A 17,662-nucleotide genomic window follows, 5' to 3' on the forward strand; every position below is an offset into this window, starting at 1 on the left:
GCATTTCTGCAGAGGCTCATTAAATATGGACCATCAGTTGGCTTTATTTGTCACGAGCTTTTAAGAGCTCAGCATAAGTACCACGGAAGTCATTAATCTTGCCGTCTTTTATCTCAAGGATACGCGTTGCCAAAGAATCAACAAATACACGGTCATGAGAAACGAAGAACAAGGTGCCTTTGTAGTTCTCAAGAGCCAAGTTCAATGACTCGATTGACTCCATATCCATGTGGTTGGTTGGTTCATCCATAAGTAGAATATTTGGCTTATGCATCATGATCTTGCCCAGAAGCATGCGACCTTGTTCACCACCAGAAAGTACCTTAACTGACTTCTTAATGTCGTCTTGGCCAAACAGCATGCGACCAAGGAAGCTACGTACTACCTGCTCATCGTCGCCTTCTTGACGCCACTGTGCCATCCAATCAAATACTTTAAGGTCTTCCTCAAAGTCATGGGCATGGTCTTGCGCGTAATAGCCAATGTTCGAGTTCTCAGACCATTTGTACTCGCCAGAGCGTGGAGCGATTGCACCCGCTAGAGTATTCAATAGTGTGGTTTTACCCACGCCGTTCTCACCGATGATTGCAACGCGCTCACCGACTTCAAAGATAGCGTCAAAGTTGCTATACAGGTCTTCTTCAAAGCCTTGAGTCAGGTTTTCTAGAACCAAAGCATTGCGGAATAGCTCTTTAGATTGCTCAAAACGAATGAATGGGCTCTGACGGCTAGAAGCTTTCACTTCATCCAACTCAATCTTATCGATTTGTTTAGCACGAGAGGTCGCCTGCTTTGCTTTAGATGCGTTAGCAGAGAAGCGAGATACGAAGGTTTGAAGCTCAGCAATTTGTGCTTTCTTCTTCGCATTGTCAGATAACAGACGTTCACGTGCTTGTGTTGCCGCCGTCATATACTCATCATAGTTACCTGGGTAAAGGCGCATTTCGCCGTAATCCAGGTCAGCCATATGGGTACATACAGAGTTTAAGAAGTGACGGTCGTGCGAGATAATGATCATAGTGCAGTTGCGCTGATTAAGCGTCTCTTCCAACCAACGGATAGTATCCATGTCCAAGTTGTTGGTAGGCTCATCAAGAAGCATGATATGCGGGTCAGCGAAAAGTACTTGAGCAAGAAGCACACGCAATTTCCAGCCTGGAGCGACTTCGCTCATCAGGCCGAAGTGTTGCTCTTCAGGGATGCCAACCGCAAGCAATAATTCGCCCGCTTTGGCTTCTGCCATGTAACCGTCCATTTCCGCGAACTCGACCTCTAGGTCGGCCACTTTCATGCCATCTTCTTCGCTCATTTCAGCCAATGAGTAGATGCGGTCACGCTCTTGTTTTACTGCCCAAAGCTCTTTGTAGCCCATGATCACTGTATCGATTACAGTAAATTCTTCATAAGCAAACTGGTCCTGATTTAGCTTAGCTACACGCTCGTTCGGATCGTAACTAACGTTACCACCAGAAGGCTCAAGCTCACCGCTTAAGATCTTCATGAACGTGGACTTACCACAACCATTTGCTCCGATCAGACCATAGCGATTACCTTCGCCAAATTTAACCGAGATGTTTTCAAATAGTGGCTTAGCACCAAATTGTTGAGTGATATTAGCTGTGGAAATCAAAGCAGGCCCTTATGCATTAAATATTTAACCGCGCAAAGGTACTCGTTTGCGGGAAAAATAGCCAGTAAAGTTTGACCTAGAGCACACATTTATCAACTGTAGATCCTAACTAATGACCAATCGATGCCCTTCTGCCTGAGGTTCAAAATCAATGAAGTGTTCAATGGCCTCTAATGCATCTTCAGCATAATGAGTCACGTACAATAACTGGCTCAGATTCGTGTTCGCAATTCTGTTCAACACAAACAAAACCAACTTTCGGTTAATGTAGTCAAGACCTTGATAAGGCTCATCGAGCACTAATAATGCCGGTTGCTTTATCAAAGCTCGACCGATCAGTAGCAAACGCTGCTGCCCATAATCTAGGCTCTTAAAGCCGATTTTCTCAAACTCACTCATCTCAAGTACTTTGAGCCATTGCTGGGCGACTTGTCTCTGCTTTTTACTCGGCTGCTCATATAGGCCAATGCTGTCAAAGAATCCAGAAAGCAGAACATCGAGAGCGCTGCAATTGACTCGATACTGCAAGTGCAGTGCCGACGAGACAATACCGATTTGTTTCTTTATATCCCAAATACTCTCACCTGAGCCTCGCTTCATCCCTAACACAGTGATGTCGTTGCTGTAGCACTGAGGGTGGTCTCCCATGATCAACCCCAGTAAGGTACTCTTTCCACATCCATTAGGGCCCCGTATTTGCCAGTGCTGACCTATCTTAGCCTGCCAAGTGAAGCCTTTAAAAATAAGGCCATCAAGGTACTCTACCTTAACGTTTTTCATGTCCACTAATGGATCTGGCAATGACTGCTGCTGGTGATATGACTCCATCAACTCATATACCCCGCCACTCTTCTGCAGTGAAAGCTTCTTTATGTGTTGTTTTATCGGATGATTATACCACTCGTATAGGGTCATCGTTTGAGTTAGGGATTGGTGATCGAATAGAGCAACGTGGGTAGTACATGTAGGTAGTTCATCTTCGCGAGAGGTGATAACAATTAATTGCATCTGCTTCGCACACTCATTGAGTAATTGACTCAACGCGAGTCGGTGCTCAACATCCAAACCTGAATAGGGTTCATCCAATATCAGAAGTTGCGGCTTGGTCACTAGCGCTCTTGCGAGCATCACACGTCTGGTTTCACCGGTAGACAATTGACGGAACTGACGTTGCCGCAGTGAGCCTAAATCGGTCTTCTGTATAACCTCTTCCAACTCAGTTTGAGAGCAGCCCATTTCAAGAATAAGCTGTTCTACCGCTGTTCCATAATCGATGCTGTCTTGAAAGTCGGTTTCGTCTTTGGCTATCTCTTCTTCAAGCAGGCGTTGTTGTTGTAACAAAGAGACGCAGGCAATGCGCTGTGGGACATTGGAAATACTGCTAGAAGTGGGCTGTAGTTCGCCGCTGAGCAGCTGAACAATCAGGGCCGAACACTGACTTTGTGAAGAAAATATCCCCCAGTGTTGCCCGTGCTCTATGTGCCAGTCGGCTACAAATAGCTCAGCTATGCCTTGTTTGTATTTCAGTTTATCTATGCGCATCATTCGTCCCTAACTGCCTGAATAAAAACAGTGTGCAAGAAAAAGCAGTAGATGACTAGCCTGCGCTTAGATATAAAAAAAGCGCCACTCAAAAGAGTGACGCTCTACAAGAAAAACCGTTACTTTGCGTTATAGCTGGCTAATCATTACCTTCTTCTGCAAAAAGTCGAACGAGACTTGATAAGAGCCTGTTGCCTCTGGAGTAAACGCAACATTGCCTCCCATCTCAAAGATTGGCAGAGAATCCGCATCGGCAGAAACATCGGCAAATCCATGCTCGCACTGCCCCCAGTCACCGCAAGTCAATTTGAACTGATAGGCCTCACCTGCAGTAAGCTCTCCGGTAGTGAACAGCACTAGGCCATCTTGCTCACCAAAGGTCATTTTACGTTCTTCCGAATGATCCCAGTCACCAGAGATTGAACCAGGGATATACCACTCTTTATTCGCATAAGACTCAACAAGTCTGGCATCAAGAACAATAGGATTAGAGGTATCATTCGCGTCTAGCGCAAATTCATACATGCCGATCTCAGTAAAGTTAGATGGGCAGTCTTGACCGTCACAGCCCATTGCACTGCTCCAATCTCCAAGAGTGAACTTGTAGCCAGTATCAGCACTCAACCCTAGTTTTACACTGTACACACCAGCTGTCGCATAAGGCGTTTCGATACCAGCAGGATCCCATACCGCCTCGCCAAAGGCACCCGCGATGTAAACGGTTGATGCGCCAAAGGGTGGTAGGTCTTGATCTTTCTCTGCGATTGGTAAGCCCGCACCTTGCGCGCCATACTGAGGCTGAACAAACACAGCGGTTGTTAGTGCAGGTACAGAGAAAGTCCCTTCAGAGAAGGAAGTATCACGTACTATGTAGTCCGCAGAGTTAGCTTGAACCTCATGCAGTTGGAAGCCCATTGCATTATCAATCTCGAAGCTTTGTTCTTCCGCTGTCGCATTGATCATCACAACGACCGCATCAAGATTAGGGTCAAGGTCTTTACCCGCATAGAAACCATCATCAATAGACATTACGATAAGGCCTTGCGTTTGTTCCTCGCCCACATTGCGGAAATCAACGCGCTTCATGACTTCTTGTTTCGAGTTAAGACGGAACAAGTTGCTTGAACTACGAATCTTCAGCAACTCAATAAATTGCTGCTTGGCCAATTCAATGTCTTGAGTATCCGGTTCGTTAGTTGTGTCTGCAATGATCTCAGAAATTAATGCCCAGTTAGCACCATCTTTGTCTTCACGAGGCAGACCTACATTCCAGTTATTGTCAGAGCCATCAAACTTCACTCGGTTAAACCAATCACCAGAGTCATAAGAATCTCGCTGCATTGATTTAGAACGCAGTAGCTCAGAGCCCATATGGATGAATGGAATACCTTGTCCCATCATCACAGTAGAAATACCCACAGTTTGCATACGAGCACGTTCGTCAGAGTTGATTCCCGTCGCAGTTTTATAAGCATTGTTGTCCCAGAAGGTTTGGTTATCATGCTTAGAAACATACGAGATATTCTCTGAAGGGTACTCTGTGTAGCCTGCTGGTGCGCCGTTGTAATCAATACCTTTGCCGTTCTTGGTGGCGCCAGTGTAATCAACCATAACGTAGTCTGCTAAGTTACCCGCCATCCCCAAGCGCACAAGGTCTTGATTGTGCAATAGGTTGTTGGTTTCTTCTTCGCTCATGTCGCGACGCTCATTTGGATAAGCCGCATTAGCAAAGCCTTGGTTCTTACGTAAACCTGTACCATCGCCATCAAATGGGCTGCCACCACGTACCGCATCACGCAGGCGGTCAGAGAAGGTACCGATTTGTGTTCCCGCCATGTTCAATTGCGTTGCCTGAGTAAAGCGGGCGTTATTGGATACTTCACCAAAGTCCCAGCCTTCGCCGTAGAACAAGATATCAGGGCGAACCTTACGTACTTCTTCTAGCGCCTCAACCATAAGCTCTTTTGGCTGATGTCCCATCAAATCGAAACGGAAGCCATCAACGTTATAATCTTCCGCCCATGTCACTAATGAGTCGATCATTAGCTTGCCCATCATGCGGTTTTCAGTGGCCGTATTGTCACAACATGTAGAGGTTTCTACGCCACCGGTGTTTACATTTAGACGGTGGTAATACCCAGGGACAATCTTGTCCAGTACTGATTTTTCATTCGTTCCAGAGGCATTGGTGTGGTTGTAGACCACATCCATAATCAGCTTGAGATCCATCTCATGAGTCGCTTTCACCATCTCACGGAACTCAACGATTCGCGCTGTGCCTTCAGCACTGGTTGCGTAACTACCTTCTGGTACTGTGTAGTGGAATGGGTCATAGCCCCAGTTAAAACTGTCTAGATCACGCAAATCATTCATTAATAACTGCGCTTGGCCCGTTGTAGGATCATAGCCTTGCAACACGCTTTCAAGGGTTTGAGATGAGTCTTCTGTACCACACACTACTGCGCTTGGTCTTACCGTACAAAGCTCTCCTACCGTATCGTTGATATCTATAGTTTCAGCTTCATTGACCGTTGCAATATCAAAGGCTGGTAAGATATGCAGCGTGGTTAAGCCAGCACCTTGCAGTTCTTTTAGGTGGCTGACTGACTCGCGCTCTGCTTCTGTAAGCGCTAGGTATTTGCCGTCCAGCTGCTGACTGCCTTGTGTATCACTAAAGCTAAAGTCTCTTAGGTGTGATTCATACAAGACATGATATTCATCCAAGTACTGACCATCCTCTCCAACGGGAGTTTCGGGTCTTTCGTAGTTGTCCCAACCTTTAGGTTTCAGTTTCTTATCTTTCTTAAGGTCAACGACTTGAGAATAAGTAGAATTAGTAGAAACACTCAACGAGTATGGGTCGGTCACCATCACAGTTTCAATCTGCTTGGTGGTTGGATGGTAAACGGTAACCTCATAGCGGTAGTACTTACCGACAACGCCATTCACTCGCTCAGATTCCCAAACACCTGTTTCTGGGTTCTCAACCAACTGAACACGCTTAGTCTGCTTTTTGACCTTATTATAGATATGCAAGGTCACGTTTTGCGCCGTAGGAGCCCAAAGCTTGAATTCCGTTCTTGAGCCATTGACGATGGCACCCAGCTCTTCAGAAATGGCATTACCTGCATCTTCGTTTACGAATACGTCATCTAACACACCCGCTTTTTGCACTTCAGTCGCAGCCATGACTTTATCTTGACTATCGTAAGCGACTAATACGATTTGGCTTTTAAGGATACGAGCCAACTCTTTATCATCAACATCAATGTCTGTTGCTATCATGCCACTCAGGTGAGGAAAGCGTTGCTGTAGTTCAGAGCTAAGGTCACCGGTAATTGTCAGATCATGAGGTTGCCCACCAGTGATCTCATTACTTTCTTCATCTAATTTAATGTCATTGGCAGGAGAAAACCTAAGCTCGACGCGAGAAGCACTTGCGGCATCCTCCCAAGCAATAGTCTCTTTATCTAACCAGTGGGCTTTTTGGCCATCAATGGCAATTGGGCGTTCAGCTATAGGCTCATAGTAAAGCTGGCTAGAACCATGGAAACCAAAAATACTGCGGCTATCATCAAGCTGAGTTAACTGTGCTTTGTGGTTTGCGCTGCCAAAGCCTTTCTCATCGCCCTTATGCAAAATGAAGTTCATACACTCATGAGGATCGCTAGCATTCATGTCGACTTTAAAAATGTAGTACGCGCCATAAGTTTGGTTAAAGCCGTCTGCTAGATAGGGTTCATCCCAACTGGTTCCCGTTGAGTTAATGCCCATTGCTTCTAAATCAGTGCTGGTGCAACCTTCGCCATTCCAAAGGTGCATACCCCAATCTTGGTACTCTCCCTCATCAGTAGTTCCTCGATTGTAATAGACAACAACCTCATCTTCAGATGGTACGTACAAATCTGAAGCAAAAGCCGCGTTAGTTTGCGCATGCCCCATCAAAAGAATTGACGTCACTAACATCGGCATCGTTGCCTTCGCCAGTGTATTTATTTTGAACTCCATAATCCCTTCCACTAGTTAATAAAAACATTAGACCGAAGACGACTCCTTACTACTCTTCGTCATTTGGTCGAACAACATAGTAGAAACAATCGATAACTACAGAGTGTGATCGATACTTTAAAAGTTCTTTATAAACAAGTAGATAAGAATAACTGCAGTAAGTATCACGGATTGCATATCTACAAAACCGCGTCAGGATCATGATTTGTACGCTGAGCTTCTACTCCTAAAATTAAACCGTACTACGCCACTAAACTACGCCTCTTGATAGATATTCTGTATAGATCAGGCAAAAACCATAACTGACGGAAATCAAAGCAAAAAAAAACGAGAGCCGAAGCTCTCGTTTTCTAATTATCGGTATTTGATGTAATTACATCATGCCAGGCATTCCGCCCATGCCACCCATACCGCCCATATCAGGCATTGCAGGAGCGTCACCTTGTGGCTTATCAGTTACCATAGCTTCTGTTGTGATCATCAGACCGGCTACAGAGGCAGCAAATTGAAGCGCACTACGAGTCACCTTAGTTGGGTCAAGAATACCCATCTCTAGCATATCGCCGTATTCGCCAGTAGCTGCGTTGTAGCCGTAGCTACCTTCGCCCGCTTTAACGTTGTTAGCTACTACAGACTCTTCATCGCCTGCATTGGTTGTGATTTGACGGATAGGAGCTTCCATCGCACGCAGAGCTACGCGGATACCTACGTTCTGCTCTTCGTTATCACCCGTAAGCTCTGTTAGCTTAGAGGCTGCGCGGATAAGTGCTACACCACCACCAGCAACAACACCTTCTTCAACCGCTGCGCGTGTTGCTTGAAGTGCGTCTTCTACGCGGTCCTTCTTCTCTTTCATTTCAATTTCAGTTGCAGCGCCAACCTTGATAACCGCAACACCACCAGCAAGTTTTGCTACGCGCTCTTGAAGTTTTTCTTTATCGTAGTCAGATGTTGCATCTTCTACTTGTTGACGAATTTGACCAACGCGAGCGTTGATAGCTACTTCATCACCAGCACCGTCGATGATGGTTGAGTTTTCTTTAGTGATAGTAACGCGCTTAGCTTGACCAAGGTCTTCGAGCGTTACTTTCTCTAGGTCTAGGCCGATTTCTTCAGAAATCACAGTACCGCCAGTTAGGATAGCGATGTCTTGAAGCATAGCTTTACGACGATCACCAAAACCAGGCGCCTTAACTGCGGCTACTTTAACGATGCCACGCATGTTGTTTACAACAAGTGTTGCAAGCGCTTCACCTTCAACATCTTCAGCAATGATAAGTAGAGGACGAGATGCCTTAGCCACTGCTTCTAGCGTTGGAAGTAGCTCACGAATGTTTGATACTTTCTTATCGATAAGAAGAATGAATGGGCTTTCTAGATCTACACTACCCGCTTCTTGGTTGTTGATGAAGTAAGGAGATAGGTAACCGCGATCGAACTGCATACCTTCAACTACATCTAACTCATCTTGTAGAGCCTGACCTTCTTCAACAGTGATAACACCGTCACGACCTACTTTTTCCATCGCTTCAGCAATGATGTTACCTACAGTCGCATCAGAGTTTGCAGAGATAGTACCTACCTGAGCGATAGCTTTAGTATCCGCACAAGGTTGAGATAGGTTCTTAAGTTCTTCAACTGCAGCAATCACTGCTTTGTCGATACCACGCTTAAGATCCATTGGGTTCATACCAGCAGCGACAGCCTTAAGGCCTTCAGTGATGATAGATTGAGCCAGTACTGTTGCAGTAGTTGTGCCGTCACCCGCAGCGTCGTTTGCTTGAGATGCGACTTCTTTAACCATTTGCGCGCCCATGTTTTGGAACTTGTCTTCAAGTTCAATTTCACGAGCAACAGATACACCATCTTTAGTGATAGTTGGTGCACCAAAAGATTTGTCTAGAACTACGTTACGGCCTTTAGGACCTAGCGTTACTTTTACTGCGTCAGCTAGAACGTTGACACCTTCTAGCATTTTGATTCGTGCGTCGTTACCAAATTTAACGTCTTTAGCAGCCATTTTTATATTCCTTTCTAAATTCTATTTTTTAGTTGTTGATTCAGATAATGGTTACTTATTCAACAATCGCCATAATGTCGTTTTCAGACATGATAAGCACTTCTTTGCCATCAATCTTTTCAGTCTTAGTGCCGTAACCTTCAGCGAAGATCACAGTGTCACCAACTTGAACGTCTAGAGGTTGAACGCTGCCATTCTCTAGGATGCGACCCTTACCGACAGCTAGGATTTTACCGCGAGTAGATTTCTCAGCAGCAGAACCAGTTAGTACGATGCCGCCAGCAGATTTTGATTCAACTTCTTGACGCTCAACGATAACTCGATCATGTAATGGACGAATATTCATCGATTGATTCTCCTAATGTGTTTTTCCAACGAATGATAAAATGCCGTTTCTTGGCTAGTGAAGAATATGTTGGGGGCAATCCCTATGATCCCAAGGGTGAGAGGCGAGTTTTTTACAAAAACTTCATATAAGTGTGCACTTAGTTTGCTTAGGCAGAATCTTGCTTCTCTGGTTGAATGTCTTGTAACAATGTATTCTTAACGCCCAACCAGAACGCTAGAGTTTCCATGCAAGATAAACACGGCCTTTTAACTGCTCCTATCAACAAGGTTTTGCGTGAAATGACGCTACCTATGGTGCTGGGTATTGTTGCCATCTTGATGTTTAACCTCGTTGATACCTTCTTTATCTCCCTACTGGGCACCGAGGCGCTCGCAGCCATCAGTTTCACCTTTCCGGTTACCTTTGCCATGAACTGCATCACCATGGGGATTGGCATGGGATTGTCGACTCACGTAGGTCGCTTTTTGGGTCAAAACCAACCTGAGCAAGCCGCTCGCTTTTCCAGTCATGGCATATTGCTCGCTATCGTTCTTGTCAGTATTGCTTCATTCATCGGACTGCAGACTATAGACCCATTATTTACTCTGCTAGGCGCTGAACCCCAACTGCTGCCACTGATCGACCAATACATGTTCGTCTGGTACCTAACAGTGCCACTTCTGGTGATTCCAATGAGTGGTAATGCCGCCATACGAGCATGTGGTGATACCAAGACTCCCGCCAAGATTATGATTGGCGCTGGGTTGGTCAACGGCATATTAGACCCCTTGCTGATATTTGGTATTGGCCCTTTCCCTGAGTTGGGTATCCAAGGTGCCGCCATTGCCAGTGGCATTAGCTGGCTCGCAGCATTGATAGGGGCTTTCTATTTTCTAGTTGTTCAAGTGAAGTTGCTTGCTAAGCCTAAGCCGACACAACTACTAGGTGATTGGAAAAGCATTCTTCAAATCGGCACTCCTGCCGCTTTGTCTAACGCATTGAATCCATTGAGTGCCGCCATTTTGATGATGATACTTGCAAGCCATGGCACCGCTGCGGTGGCGGCGTATGGCGCGGCACAACGCATTGAATCATTACTGTTGATTGTACTAATGGCTCTTACCTCTGTGCTCACTCCGTTTATGGCTCAAAACCTAGGGGCGAATAATCATGAGCGCAGCTTCAAAGCGCTGTTCATGTGCATGCGCTTTTCAATCCTATTTCAATTACTCATCTTCATTATGATGGTGCCACTTAGCGTCCCTTTCGCCAGCCTATTTAGTCAAGAAGAGAGCGTGCGTCATTTGCTATGGCTGTACTTAGTCTGCGTGCCAATTAGTTACGGATTTCAAGGGATCATCATGTTGCTGGTGAGCAGCTTAAATGCGATGCACAAGCCTATGCTAGCGTTTGTTTGGAGTTGCTTGCGTTTGTTCGTCTTTACCCTGCCATGTGCTTGGTTAGGCAGCCAATGGTTTGGTATTACAGGGTTATTTGTAGGAGTAGCACTGGGCAATGTATTAGGGGGGATTTTCGGGTATTTGTATGCACTGATGCTTCGTCGTGACACCCTAAACGAAATAAGCCCAACCGTAGGCTGAGCTTATTGTTAACGTATTGCTGTTATGCTGAAAGCTAAATACCGTCACCACCAATAAAGCTCTGAGAGCGACCATTAAAATTTTGGTCCATATCTTCTGAAGGCTTATCGGATTTAGGCTTACCGGTCACTTTTGCTGGCACGCCCGCCACAGTAGTATGTGGGGCTACAGGTTGCAGTACCACCGAGCATGAGCCAATCTTAGCGCCCTCGCCTACTTCAATATTACCCAGTACCTTAGCACCCGCGCCAATCATTACACCTTCACGAATTTTCGGGTGACGATCACCGCTTTCTTTACCCGTACCGCCTAAGGTAACATCCTGCAAAATTGAGACATCATCATCGACAACCGCCGTCTCACCTATGACGATGCCCGTTGCGTGATCGAGCATTATTGCTTTACCGATTTTAGCCGCTGGGTGAATATCCACTTGGCAAGCAACCGAGATCTGATTCTGTAAATAAGTGGCTAGGGCCTTTCTGCCTTGCTTCCACAACCAGTTTGCTATGCGATAGCCTTGCAGTGCATGATAGCCCTTCAAGTACAGCAAAGGCGCTGAATACATGGCAACAGCAGGGTCACGATTTACCGTTGCGCAGATATCGCAGGCCGCTGAATCGGTAATGCTTGGGTCGGCGGCAAGCGCCTCTTCAATCACATCACGAACACCCATGGCCGGCATGGATGCTGTCTTTAGTTTATTGGCGAGAATATAGCTGAGCGCTGCCGCAAAGCTATCGTGATTTATGATGGTAGCGTGATAAAAACTGGCCAGCATCGGCTCTTGATCAGCTTGCTCTCTAGCCTCTTTAACGATGCATTCCCACACCGAATTAGATTCACACTTGTCCATCAAAAAATCCTTTGTAATTAATGTTATCGTTCTGCTTTCTTGTCGCGAGCCAGTAGGTCTTGAGCGGCTTCTCTTGCATCTTTATCTTGATAAAGCACCTGATAGATTTGGTCAACAATTGGCATTTCAACCCCTTCGCGACCGGCTAGCATCCACACTTCTTTAGTGTTTCGATAACCCTCAACAACCTGGCCAATCTCTTGTTGAGCGGTATCTACGTCTTGGCCTTTACCTAACGCTAGTCCAAAACGACGATTTCGCGACTGGTTATCGGTACACGTCAGAACCAAATCACCCAGTCCCGCCATCCCCATAAAGGTCTCAGGCTTAGCACCAAGAGCGGCACCTAGGCGTGTCATCTCAGCAAGACCACGAGTGATCAATGCAGTACGAGCATTGGCACCAAAACCTATACCGTCAGACATACCAGCACCGATAGCGATAACGTTTTTCACCGCTCCGCCTAGTTGCATACCAATGAAGTCATCATTGGCGTATACACGGAATGATTTGCTGCAGTGGATCTTCTCTTGAAGTTCAGTGGCAAAGCTTGGGTCAGATGAGGCTACCGCAATAGCGGTTGGCATCCCCATAGCCAGTTCTTTAGCAAACGTAGGGCCAGACAACACAGCTAATGGGTAATCACTGCCTAGCTTATCTTGAGCGACATCTTTTAATAGGCGACCCGTTTCTGGCTCTAAGCCTTTGGTTGCCCAGCAAATGCGGCTATCGACTTTTAGATAAGGTTTTAGGCTATCAAGCACAATGCCAAACACATGGCTTGGCACGACCACCAACATGTCGCGGCTCGCTGCGACGGCTTTATCAAGGTCACACTCAACAATCAACGAATCAGGAAAAGGAATGTCTGGCAGGAACTCTTTGTTCATTCTGTCTGCTTGAAGCTGCTGCATGTGCTCTTTTTCATGACCCCAGATGACAACCTTAGCGCCATTACGGGCTAGAGAGATCGCAAGTGAGGTGCCGTAAGAACCTGCACCAATTACCGTCATTGATACATCTTTTAGGTCACAATTTGATGCTGCCATATTTCAATCCATTCATGCGTTATAGAAGGTCTAGTAGCTTTACCTTGGAAAGGCTACTGATCTTGAAAGATAGTATAAATAAAAAATGCACAGCGCATCAGATAATTAGATGCAGTGTGCACTTTTATTTGCCGAAAAATTCAATCAATGAAGATTGAGTTTGTCGCTTAATTAAGCGTCAGCTTGTGGCTGTTGCTCTTGCTGCTGTTGGCTCTGTAGGTAGTTCATGAACAATGCGTCAAAGTTAACTGGCGCAAGGTTCAGTTGAGGGAACGTACCCTTAACCACTAGGCTTGAGATAGTTTCACGAGCGTATGGGAATAGGATGTTAGGGCAGAATGCACCTAGGCAATGCGCTAGTTGGCCTTGCTCCATTTTCTCTGCAGAGAAGATACCCGCTTGTTGAATTTCACATAGGAAAGCTGTTTCGTCAGCATTCTTAACTGTCACAGTAAGACGAAGAACTACTTCGTATACGCCTTCACCTAGTTGAGCACTTTTAGTGTCTAGGTCAAGGTTAACATCTGGTTGCCATTCTTTCTGGAACATAGAAGGAGAGCTTGGCGCTTCGAAAGAAAGGTCTTTCAAGAAGATGCGTTGGATAGTGAAGTTCTGTTGTGGCGCCTGAGTTGCTGCTGCATCAGTCATTATTTTTATTCCTTAAAATTTGTCTATTTCTGTGATGGACACGAATTATCGCATCCAATCATTACATTATTCAGTCAACGCTTTCTGCTTTTTCTTGCGTGGCTCTTTTTTAGCGCGCACTAGAGGCAGATTTGCATCGCTCCAAGAAGTCAAACCGTGTTTCAGCACGAAAACTTTTTCAAAGCCAGCTTTCGCTAGCAGGTTTGCATTGTCGACAGCAGTTTGACCTGTCTTACATACAACAATGATTGGGTCACTTTTCTTGTTTTCAAGCGATCCAAAAGAACCGTCTTTGATCTCTGAAGGCAAAATGTGAACTGAGTCAGTAATATGCCCTTTTTTGAACTCATCCTTGGTACGAACATCCACAACCACGCCGTTTTCACGGTTGATTAGTAGCGTCATAGCCTGAGTATCAACTTCTTTATACCCTGCAGTAGAAGACTTGATGATATTCATCACTAAGGCCACGATAAGACCAGCCCAAACTACAGACAGAATCATGTTCTGCTGAACGAAATCGAAAATTTCTTGCATCGTCGGATACTCTTTTTTAATTCATAAAGCCAAAATTTTAACGCGCAGTATACCATCACAGGCGCAGGATGCGAGAAAGAGCCTAAGGTGATCCCTTTTTAAAAAGGAAACCTAGATCACGAATACGGCACTATTCACTCAAAGGTTCTAATATTGAAACCTGAATGCAACCTAAATGATCGTAAATCCAAACCTTTTTTGAAATTTAGTTACTCATATTGTATAAATTTCAATCTTACTGCCCAATTCAAAGCCGAGATCGATAAATTAATTTGATCTTAAACGCCTTCAATTAGGGTATTCTGTAGTAAAATTACGCTAATTAAAGCTACTGAAAATTAAAACGAGGCCAAACTATGTCAGCTAAGAAGCCTATGGCTCTAGTGATCCTTGACGGTTACGGATACCGCGAAGATAAACAAGACAACGCAATCGCAAACGCAAAGACTCCAATCCTTGACGGTCTAATTGCAAACCAACCAAACACACTAATCTCTGCTTCAGGCATGGATGTTGGTCTACCAGACGGCCAAATGGGCAACTCTGAAGTAGGTCACACCAACATCGGTGCTGGTCGCGTTGTATACCAAGACCTGACTCGTATCACTAAGTCTATTGCAGACAAAGAGTTCCAACAAAACGAAACTCTTGCGAACGCAATGGATAAGGCTATCAAGTCTGGTAACGCTGTTCACATCATGGGCCTTATGTCTCCAGGTGGCGTACACAGCCACGAAGACCATATCTACGCAGCAGTAGAAATGGCAGCTGAGCGCGGCGCAGAAAAAATCTACCTGCACTGCTTCCTAGACGGACGCGATACTCCACCTCGCTCTGCTGAGGGTTCTCTACAACGCTTCCAAGACCTATTCGCTAAACTTGGCAAAGGCCGCGTAGCTTCTCTAGTAGGTCGCTACTACGCTATGGACCGTGATAACAACTGGGATCGCGTAGCACAAGCTTACGAGCTTCTTACGGAAGCAAAATCAGACTTCACTTTCGACAGCGCTGTTGCTGGTCTTGAAGCGGCTTACGCTCGTGATGAAAACGACGAGTTTGTTGCTCCTACGCAAATTAAAGCTGATGCACAAGAATCAGCCGCTATCGTTGATGGCGATGCGGTTATCTTCATGAACTATCGTGCTGACCGTGCTCGCGAGATCACTCGTAGCTTCGTTCCTGCATTTGAAGGCTTCGAGCGTAACGTATTCCCAGCGGTAGATTTTGTTATGCTGACTCAATACGCAGCAGACATCCCTTTACTTTGTGCTTTCCCACCGGCATCTCTTGAGAACACTTACGGTGAGTGGCTATCTAAAGAAGGTAAAACTCAGCTTCGTATCTCTGAAACTGAGAAATACGCACACGTTACTTTCTTCTTCAATGGCGGTATCGAGAGTGAGTTTGACGGTGAAGAGCGTCAACTAGTGGCTTCTCCTAAAGTAGCAACTTACGACCTACAGCCTGAAATGAGTGCACCAGAACTGACTGACAAGCTAGTTGCTGCTATCAAGTCAGGTAAGTACGACGCTATCGTTTGTAACTACCCTAACTGTGACATGGTTGGCCACACTGGCGTTTACGATGCTGCAGTTAAAGCAAGTGAAGCACTAGACGAGTGTCTAGGTCGCGTTGTTAATGCAATCAATGAAGTTGACGGTCAAATGCTAATCACAGCAGACCACGGTAACGCAGAAATGATGGTTAACCCTGAAACCGGCGGCATTCATACTGCACACACCAACTTACCTGTTCCTCTTATCTACGTTGGCGGTAAAGACCTAGCGTTCAAAGAAAACGGTAAGCTATCTGACTTAGCTCCAACTATGCTTAAGCTATCAGATATGGAAATCCCAGCCGAGATGTCTGGTCAGGTTATCGTAAATCTGAAATAATCTTTGCTATCAAATCTTTGCCACGGTGTATGCTGTGGCAAAGAAAGCCAAGATTAAAGATTTAGGATGAATCTAATTCCTCAAAAGCCAAAGCTATTGAATAGAAAAAACGTCAGTGCCGTGTGCGCTGGCGTTTTGTTATGTCTATCATCTTCGATATTTGTCTCAACTCCTGCCTCAGCTAGCACTGAAGAACTAAAGGGAGTAAAGGGAGAAATCACTCGCCAGCAGAAAAGCCTTTCTCAGCAACAGAAAGAACTCGATAAGCTACAAAAGCAGCTGAAAAGCGACGAGCTTTCCATTGCCAACGCGAGTAAAAACCTAGCGCAAACGCGCACTTCATTAAAACGCTCCGAAGCCAATCTCAAGGCTTATGATCAGCAGCATCAACAACTGTTAGAAAAGACTCAAGCTCAAGCTGCTGCCTTGCAGAAACTGGTTAAGTCGTACTATATGATGCACACCAATGCCAAAATCGAGAGTTTCTTGAGCCATGAAAGCACTCAAGATAAAGATCGTATTAGTCAGTATTATCAGCACTTAGCAAAGCAACGTGCTGAAGTCATCACTGAGCTGCAACAAACGAATGCCAAGCTAGAGCAAAAGAATCTTCAACTGATTGCCGAACAGCAACAAATAGAGACGCTGCTTGCTCAGCAGTCAGATCAGTTAAATAAACAACGTTCTTCACAAACTAGCCGAAAATCAACGGTCGCTAAAATCAAGCGTGGCATTGCTGGGGATAGCGCTTACCTTAATGAGCTAAAACGCAATGAAGCTAGGCTGAAGGCTGAAATAGCAAAAGCCGCTAAGCGTAACTCAGTCCCAATGGATGGTTTAGCCAAGCAGAAAGGTCGTCTTCCTTGGCCAGTTAAGGGCTCGGTATTGCACAGCTATGGCAGCAAACAAAGTGGCCAAGTCAATTGGAAGGGCATGGTGATCAATGCTCAGTATGAGCAGCCAGTTAAAGCCGTTTATCCGGGCACCGTCGTATTTGCCGACTACTTACGTGGTTATGGCTTAGTGCTGTTACTGGATCATGGTAAGGGCGATATGACCCTATACGGATACAATCAAGTACTGACTAAAAAAGAAGGCGACAAAGTCACCTCCGGTGAAACCATCGCGCTTGCCGGTGATACCGGTGGGCAATCTCGCTCTTCTGTCTACTTCGAATTGAGGCGTAACAGCCAAACCCAGAACCCTCGTTCTTGGTTGACTCGCTAGAAACAAAAACGCCAGCTAGTTAGCTGGCGTTTTTGTTAGCAATGGCTTGGTAGGGTTTATTCTACTTCTTCCATTTTGCCTAGCATGCTGCGAATGCGCTCTTGCCACGCATCATGCTCAGCTTGAACTTGATGAGCGCGTTGTTCAGTTTCAACTTTTTCGTTGCGTAACTGCTCGGCTTCATTGGCAAGCTGTTGCTTTTGTTCTTTAAGTTCTTCAACTTCCATTTGTAGCAGAGTGATTGTGTCTACTGCTGTTTGCACTTTGGCTTCTAGTTTTTCTAATACTTCTAAAGACATCTTGGCCTACCTAATTCGTTAT

The 17,662-nt window shown here is 45.5% G+C and carries 13 protein-coding genes; 3 read left to right on the forward strand and 10 right to left on the reverse strand.

Annotated features, from left to right (window positions below; all coding sequences use genetic code 11):
• Nucleotides 1–43 precede the first annotated feature (43 nt).
• From D5I41_RS07440 to D5I41_RS07460, 5 genes are all read right to left on the reverse strand, one after another.
• On the reverse strand, nucleotides 44–1,630 hold the full coding sequence (locus tag D5I41_RS07440; protein ID WP_119009290.1) for an ABC-F family ATPase: 1,587 nt from the start codon (nucleotides 1,628–1,630) through the stop codon (nucleotides 44–46).
• 105 nt (nucleotides 1,631–1,735) lie between these two features.
• A complete protein-coding gene (locus D5I41_RS07445; RefSeq protein ID WP_119009291.1) occupies nucleotides 1,736–3,172 on the reverse strand; it encodes an ATP-binding cassette domain-containing protein in 1,437 nt (478 codons plus the stop codon).
• A 129-nt stretch (nucleotides 3,173–3,301) separates the two neighbouring features.
• Entirely contained in the window at nucleotides 3,302–7,180 is a 3,879-nt protein-coding gene (pulA, locus tag D5I41_RS07450; RefSeq protein ID WP_119009292.1) for a pullulanase-type alpha-1,6-glucosidase, read from the reverse strand.
• 373 nt (nucleotides 7,181–7,553) lie between these two features.
• Nucleotides 7,554–9,200 carry a chaperonin GroEL gene (groL, locus tag D5I41_RS07455; RefSeq protein ID WP_119009293.1) on the reverse strand — a complete coding sequence of 549 codons (1,647 nt, stop codon included), beginning with the start codon at nucleotides 9,198–9,200 and terminating at the stop codon, nucleotides 7,554–7,556.
• A gap of 55 nt (nucleotides 9,201–9,255) precedes the next feature.
• The gene (locus tag D5I41_RS07460) at nucleotides 9,256–9,546 is read right to left on the reverse strand and encodes a co-chaperone GroES (protein WP_017027336.1); all 291 of its coding nucleotides are present in this window, start codon (nucleotides 9,544–9,546) and stop codon (nucleotides 9,256–9,258) included.
• A gap of 227 nt (nucleotides 9,547–9,773) precedes the next feature.
• On the opposite strand from D5I41_RS07460, the gene D5I41_RS07465 reads away from it, so the two are divergent.
• Entirely contained in the window at nucleotides 9,774–11,129 is a 1,356-nt protein-coding gene (locus D5I41_RS07465; protein ID WP_119009294.1) for an MATE family efflux transporter, read from the forward strand.
• Between the two features lie 34 nt (nucleotides 11,130–11,163).
• On the opposite strand, the gene cysE is transcribed toward D5I41_RS07465, so the two are convergent.
• The 4 genes from cysE to D5I41_RS07485 form a co-directional block, all read right to left on the reverse strand.
• Nucleotides 11,164–11,985, reverse strand: coding sequence for a serine O-acetyltransferase (gene cysE / locus D5I41_RS07470; protein WP_119009295.1), 822 nt, complete (start codon nucleotides 11,983–11,985; stop codon nucleotides 11,164–11,166).
• A 23-nt stretch (nucleotides 11,986–12,008) separates the two neighbouring features.
• On the reverse strand, nucleotides 12,009–13,034 hold the full coding sequence (gene gpsA / locus D5I41_RS07475) for an NAD(P)H-dependent glycerol-3-phosphate dehydrogenase (RefSeq protein WP_119009296.1): 1,026 nt from the start codon (nucleotides 13,032–13,034) through the stop codon (nucleotides 12,009–12,011).
• 171 nt (nucleotides 13,035–13,205) lie between these two features.
• Nucleotides 13,206–13,682, reverse strand: a complete 477-nt coding sequence (gene secB, locus D5I41_RS07480; RefSeq protein WP_119009297.1) for a protein-export chaperone SecB — start codon at nucleotides 13,680–13,682, stop codon at nucleotides 13,206–13,208.
• 66 nt (nucleotides 13,683–13,748) lie between these two features.
• Nucleotides 13,749–14,219: a rhodanese-like domain-containing protein gene (locus tag D5I41_RS07485; protein ID WP_017027331.1), complete on the reverse strand. Its 471-nt coding sequence runs from the start codon at nucleotides 14,217–14,219 to the stop codon at nucleotides 13,749–13,751.
• A gap of 356 nt (nucleotides 14,220–14,575) precedes the next feature.
• On the opposite strand from D5I41_RS07485, the gene gpmM reads away from it, so the two are divergent.
• Both gpmM and D5I41_RS07495 read left to right on the forward strand, forming a co-directional pair.
• Nucleotides 14,576–16,114 (forward strand): 2,3-bisphosphoglycerate-independent phosphoglycerate mutase, encoded by a 1,539-nt coding sequence (gpmM, locus tag D5I41_RS07490; RefSeq protein WP_119009298.1) that lies wholly within the window; start codon nucleotides 14,576–14,578, stop codon nucleotides 16,112–16,114.
• Between the two features lie 66 nt (nucleotides 16,115–16,180).
• Nucleotides 16,181–17,341, forward strand: coding sequence for a murein hydrolase activator EnvC family protein (locus tag D5I41_RS07495; RefSeq protein ID WP_119009299.1), 1,161 nt, complete (start codon nucleotides 16,181–16,183; stop codon nucleotides 17,339–17,341).
• 56 nt (nucleotides 17,342–17,397) lie between these two features.
• Here the strand turns inward: D5I41_RS07495 and zapB are convergent, their stop codons facing one another.
• Nucleotides 17,398–17,640 (reverse strand): cell division protein ZapB, encoded by a 243-nt coding sequence (gene zapB / locus D5I41_RS07500; protein ID WP_017027328.1) that lies wholly within the window; start codon nucleotides 17,638–17,640, stop codon nucleotides 17,398–17,400.
• Nucleotides 17,641–17,662: the final 22 nt, after the last annotated feature.

It is taken from the genome of Vibrio superstes (genome assembly GCF_003569005.1).
GTDB classification, from domain to species: Bacteria; Pseudomonadota; Gammaproteobacteria; order Enterobacterales; family Vibrionaceae; genus Vibrio; species Vibrio superstes.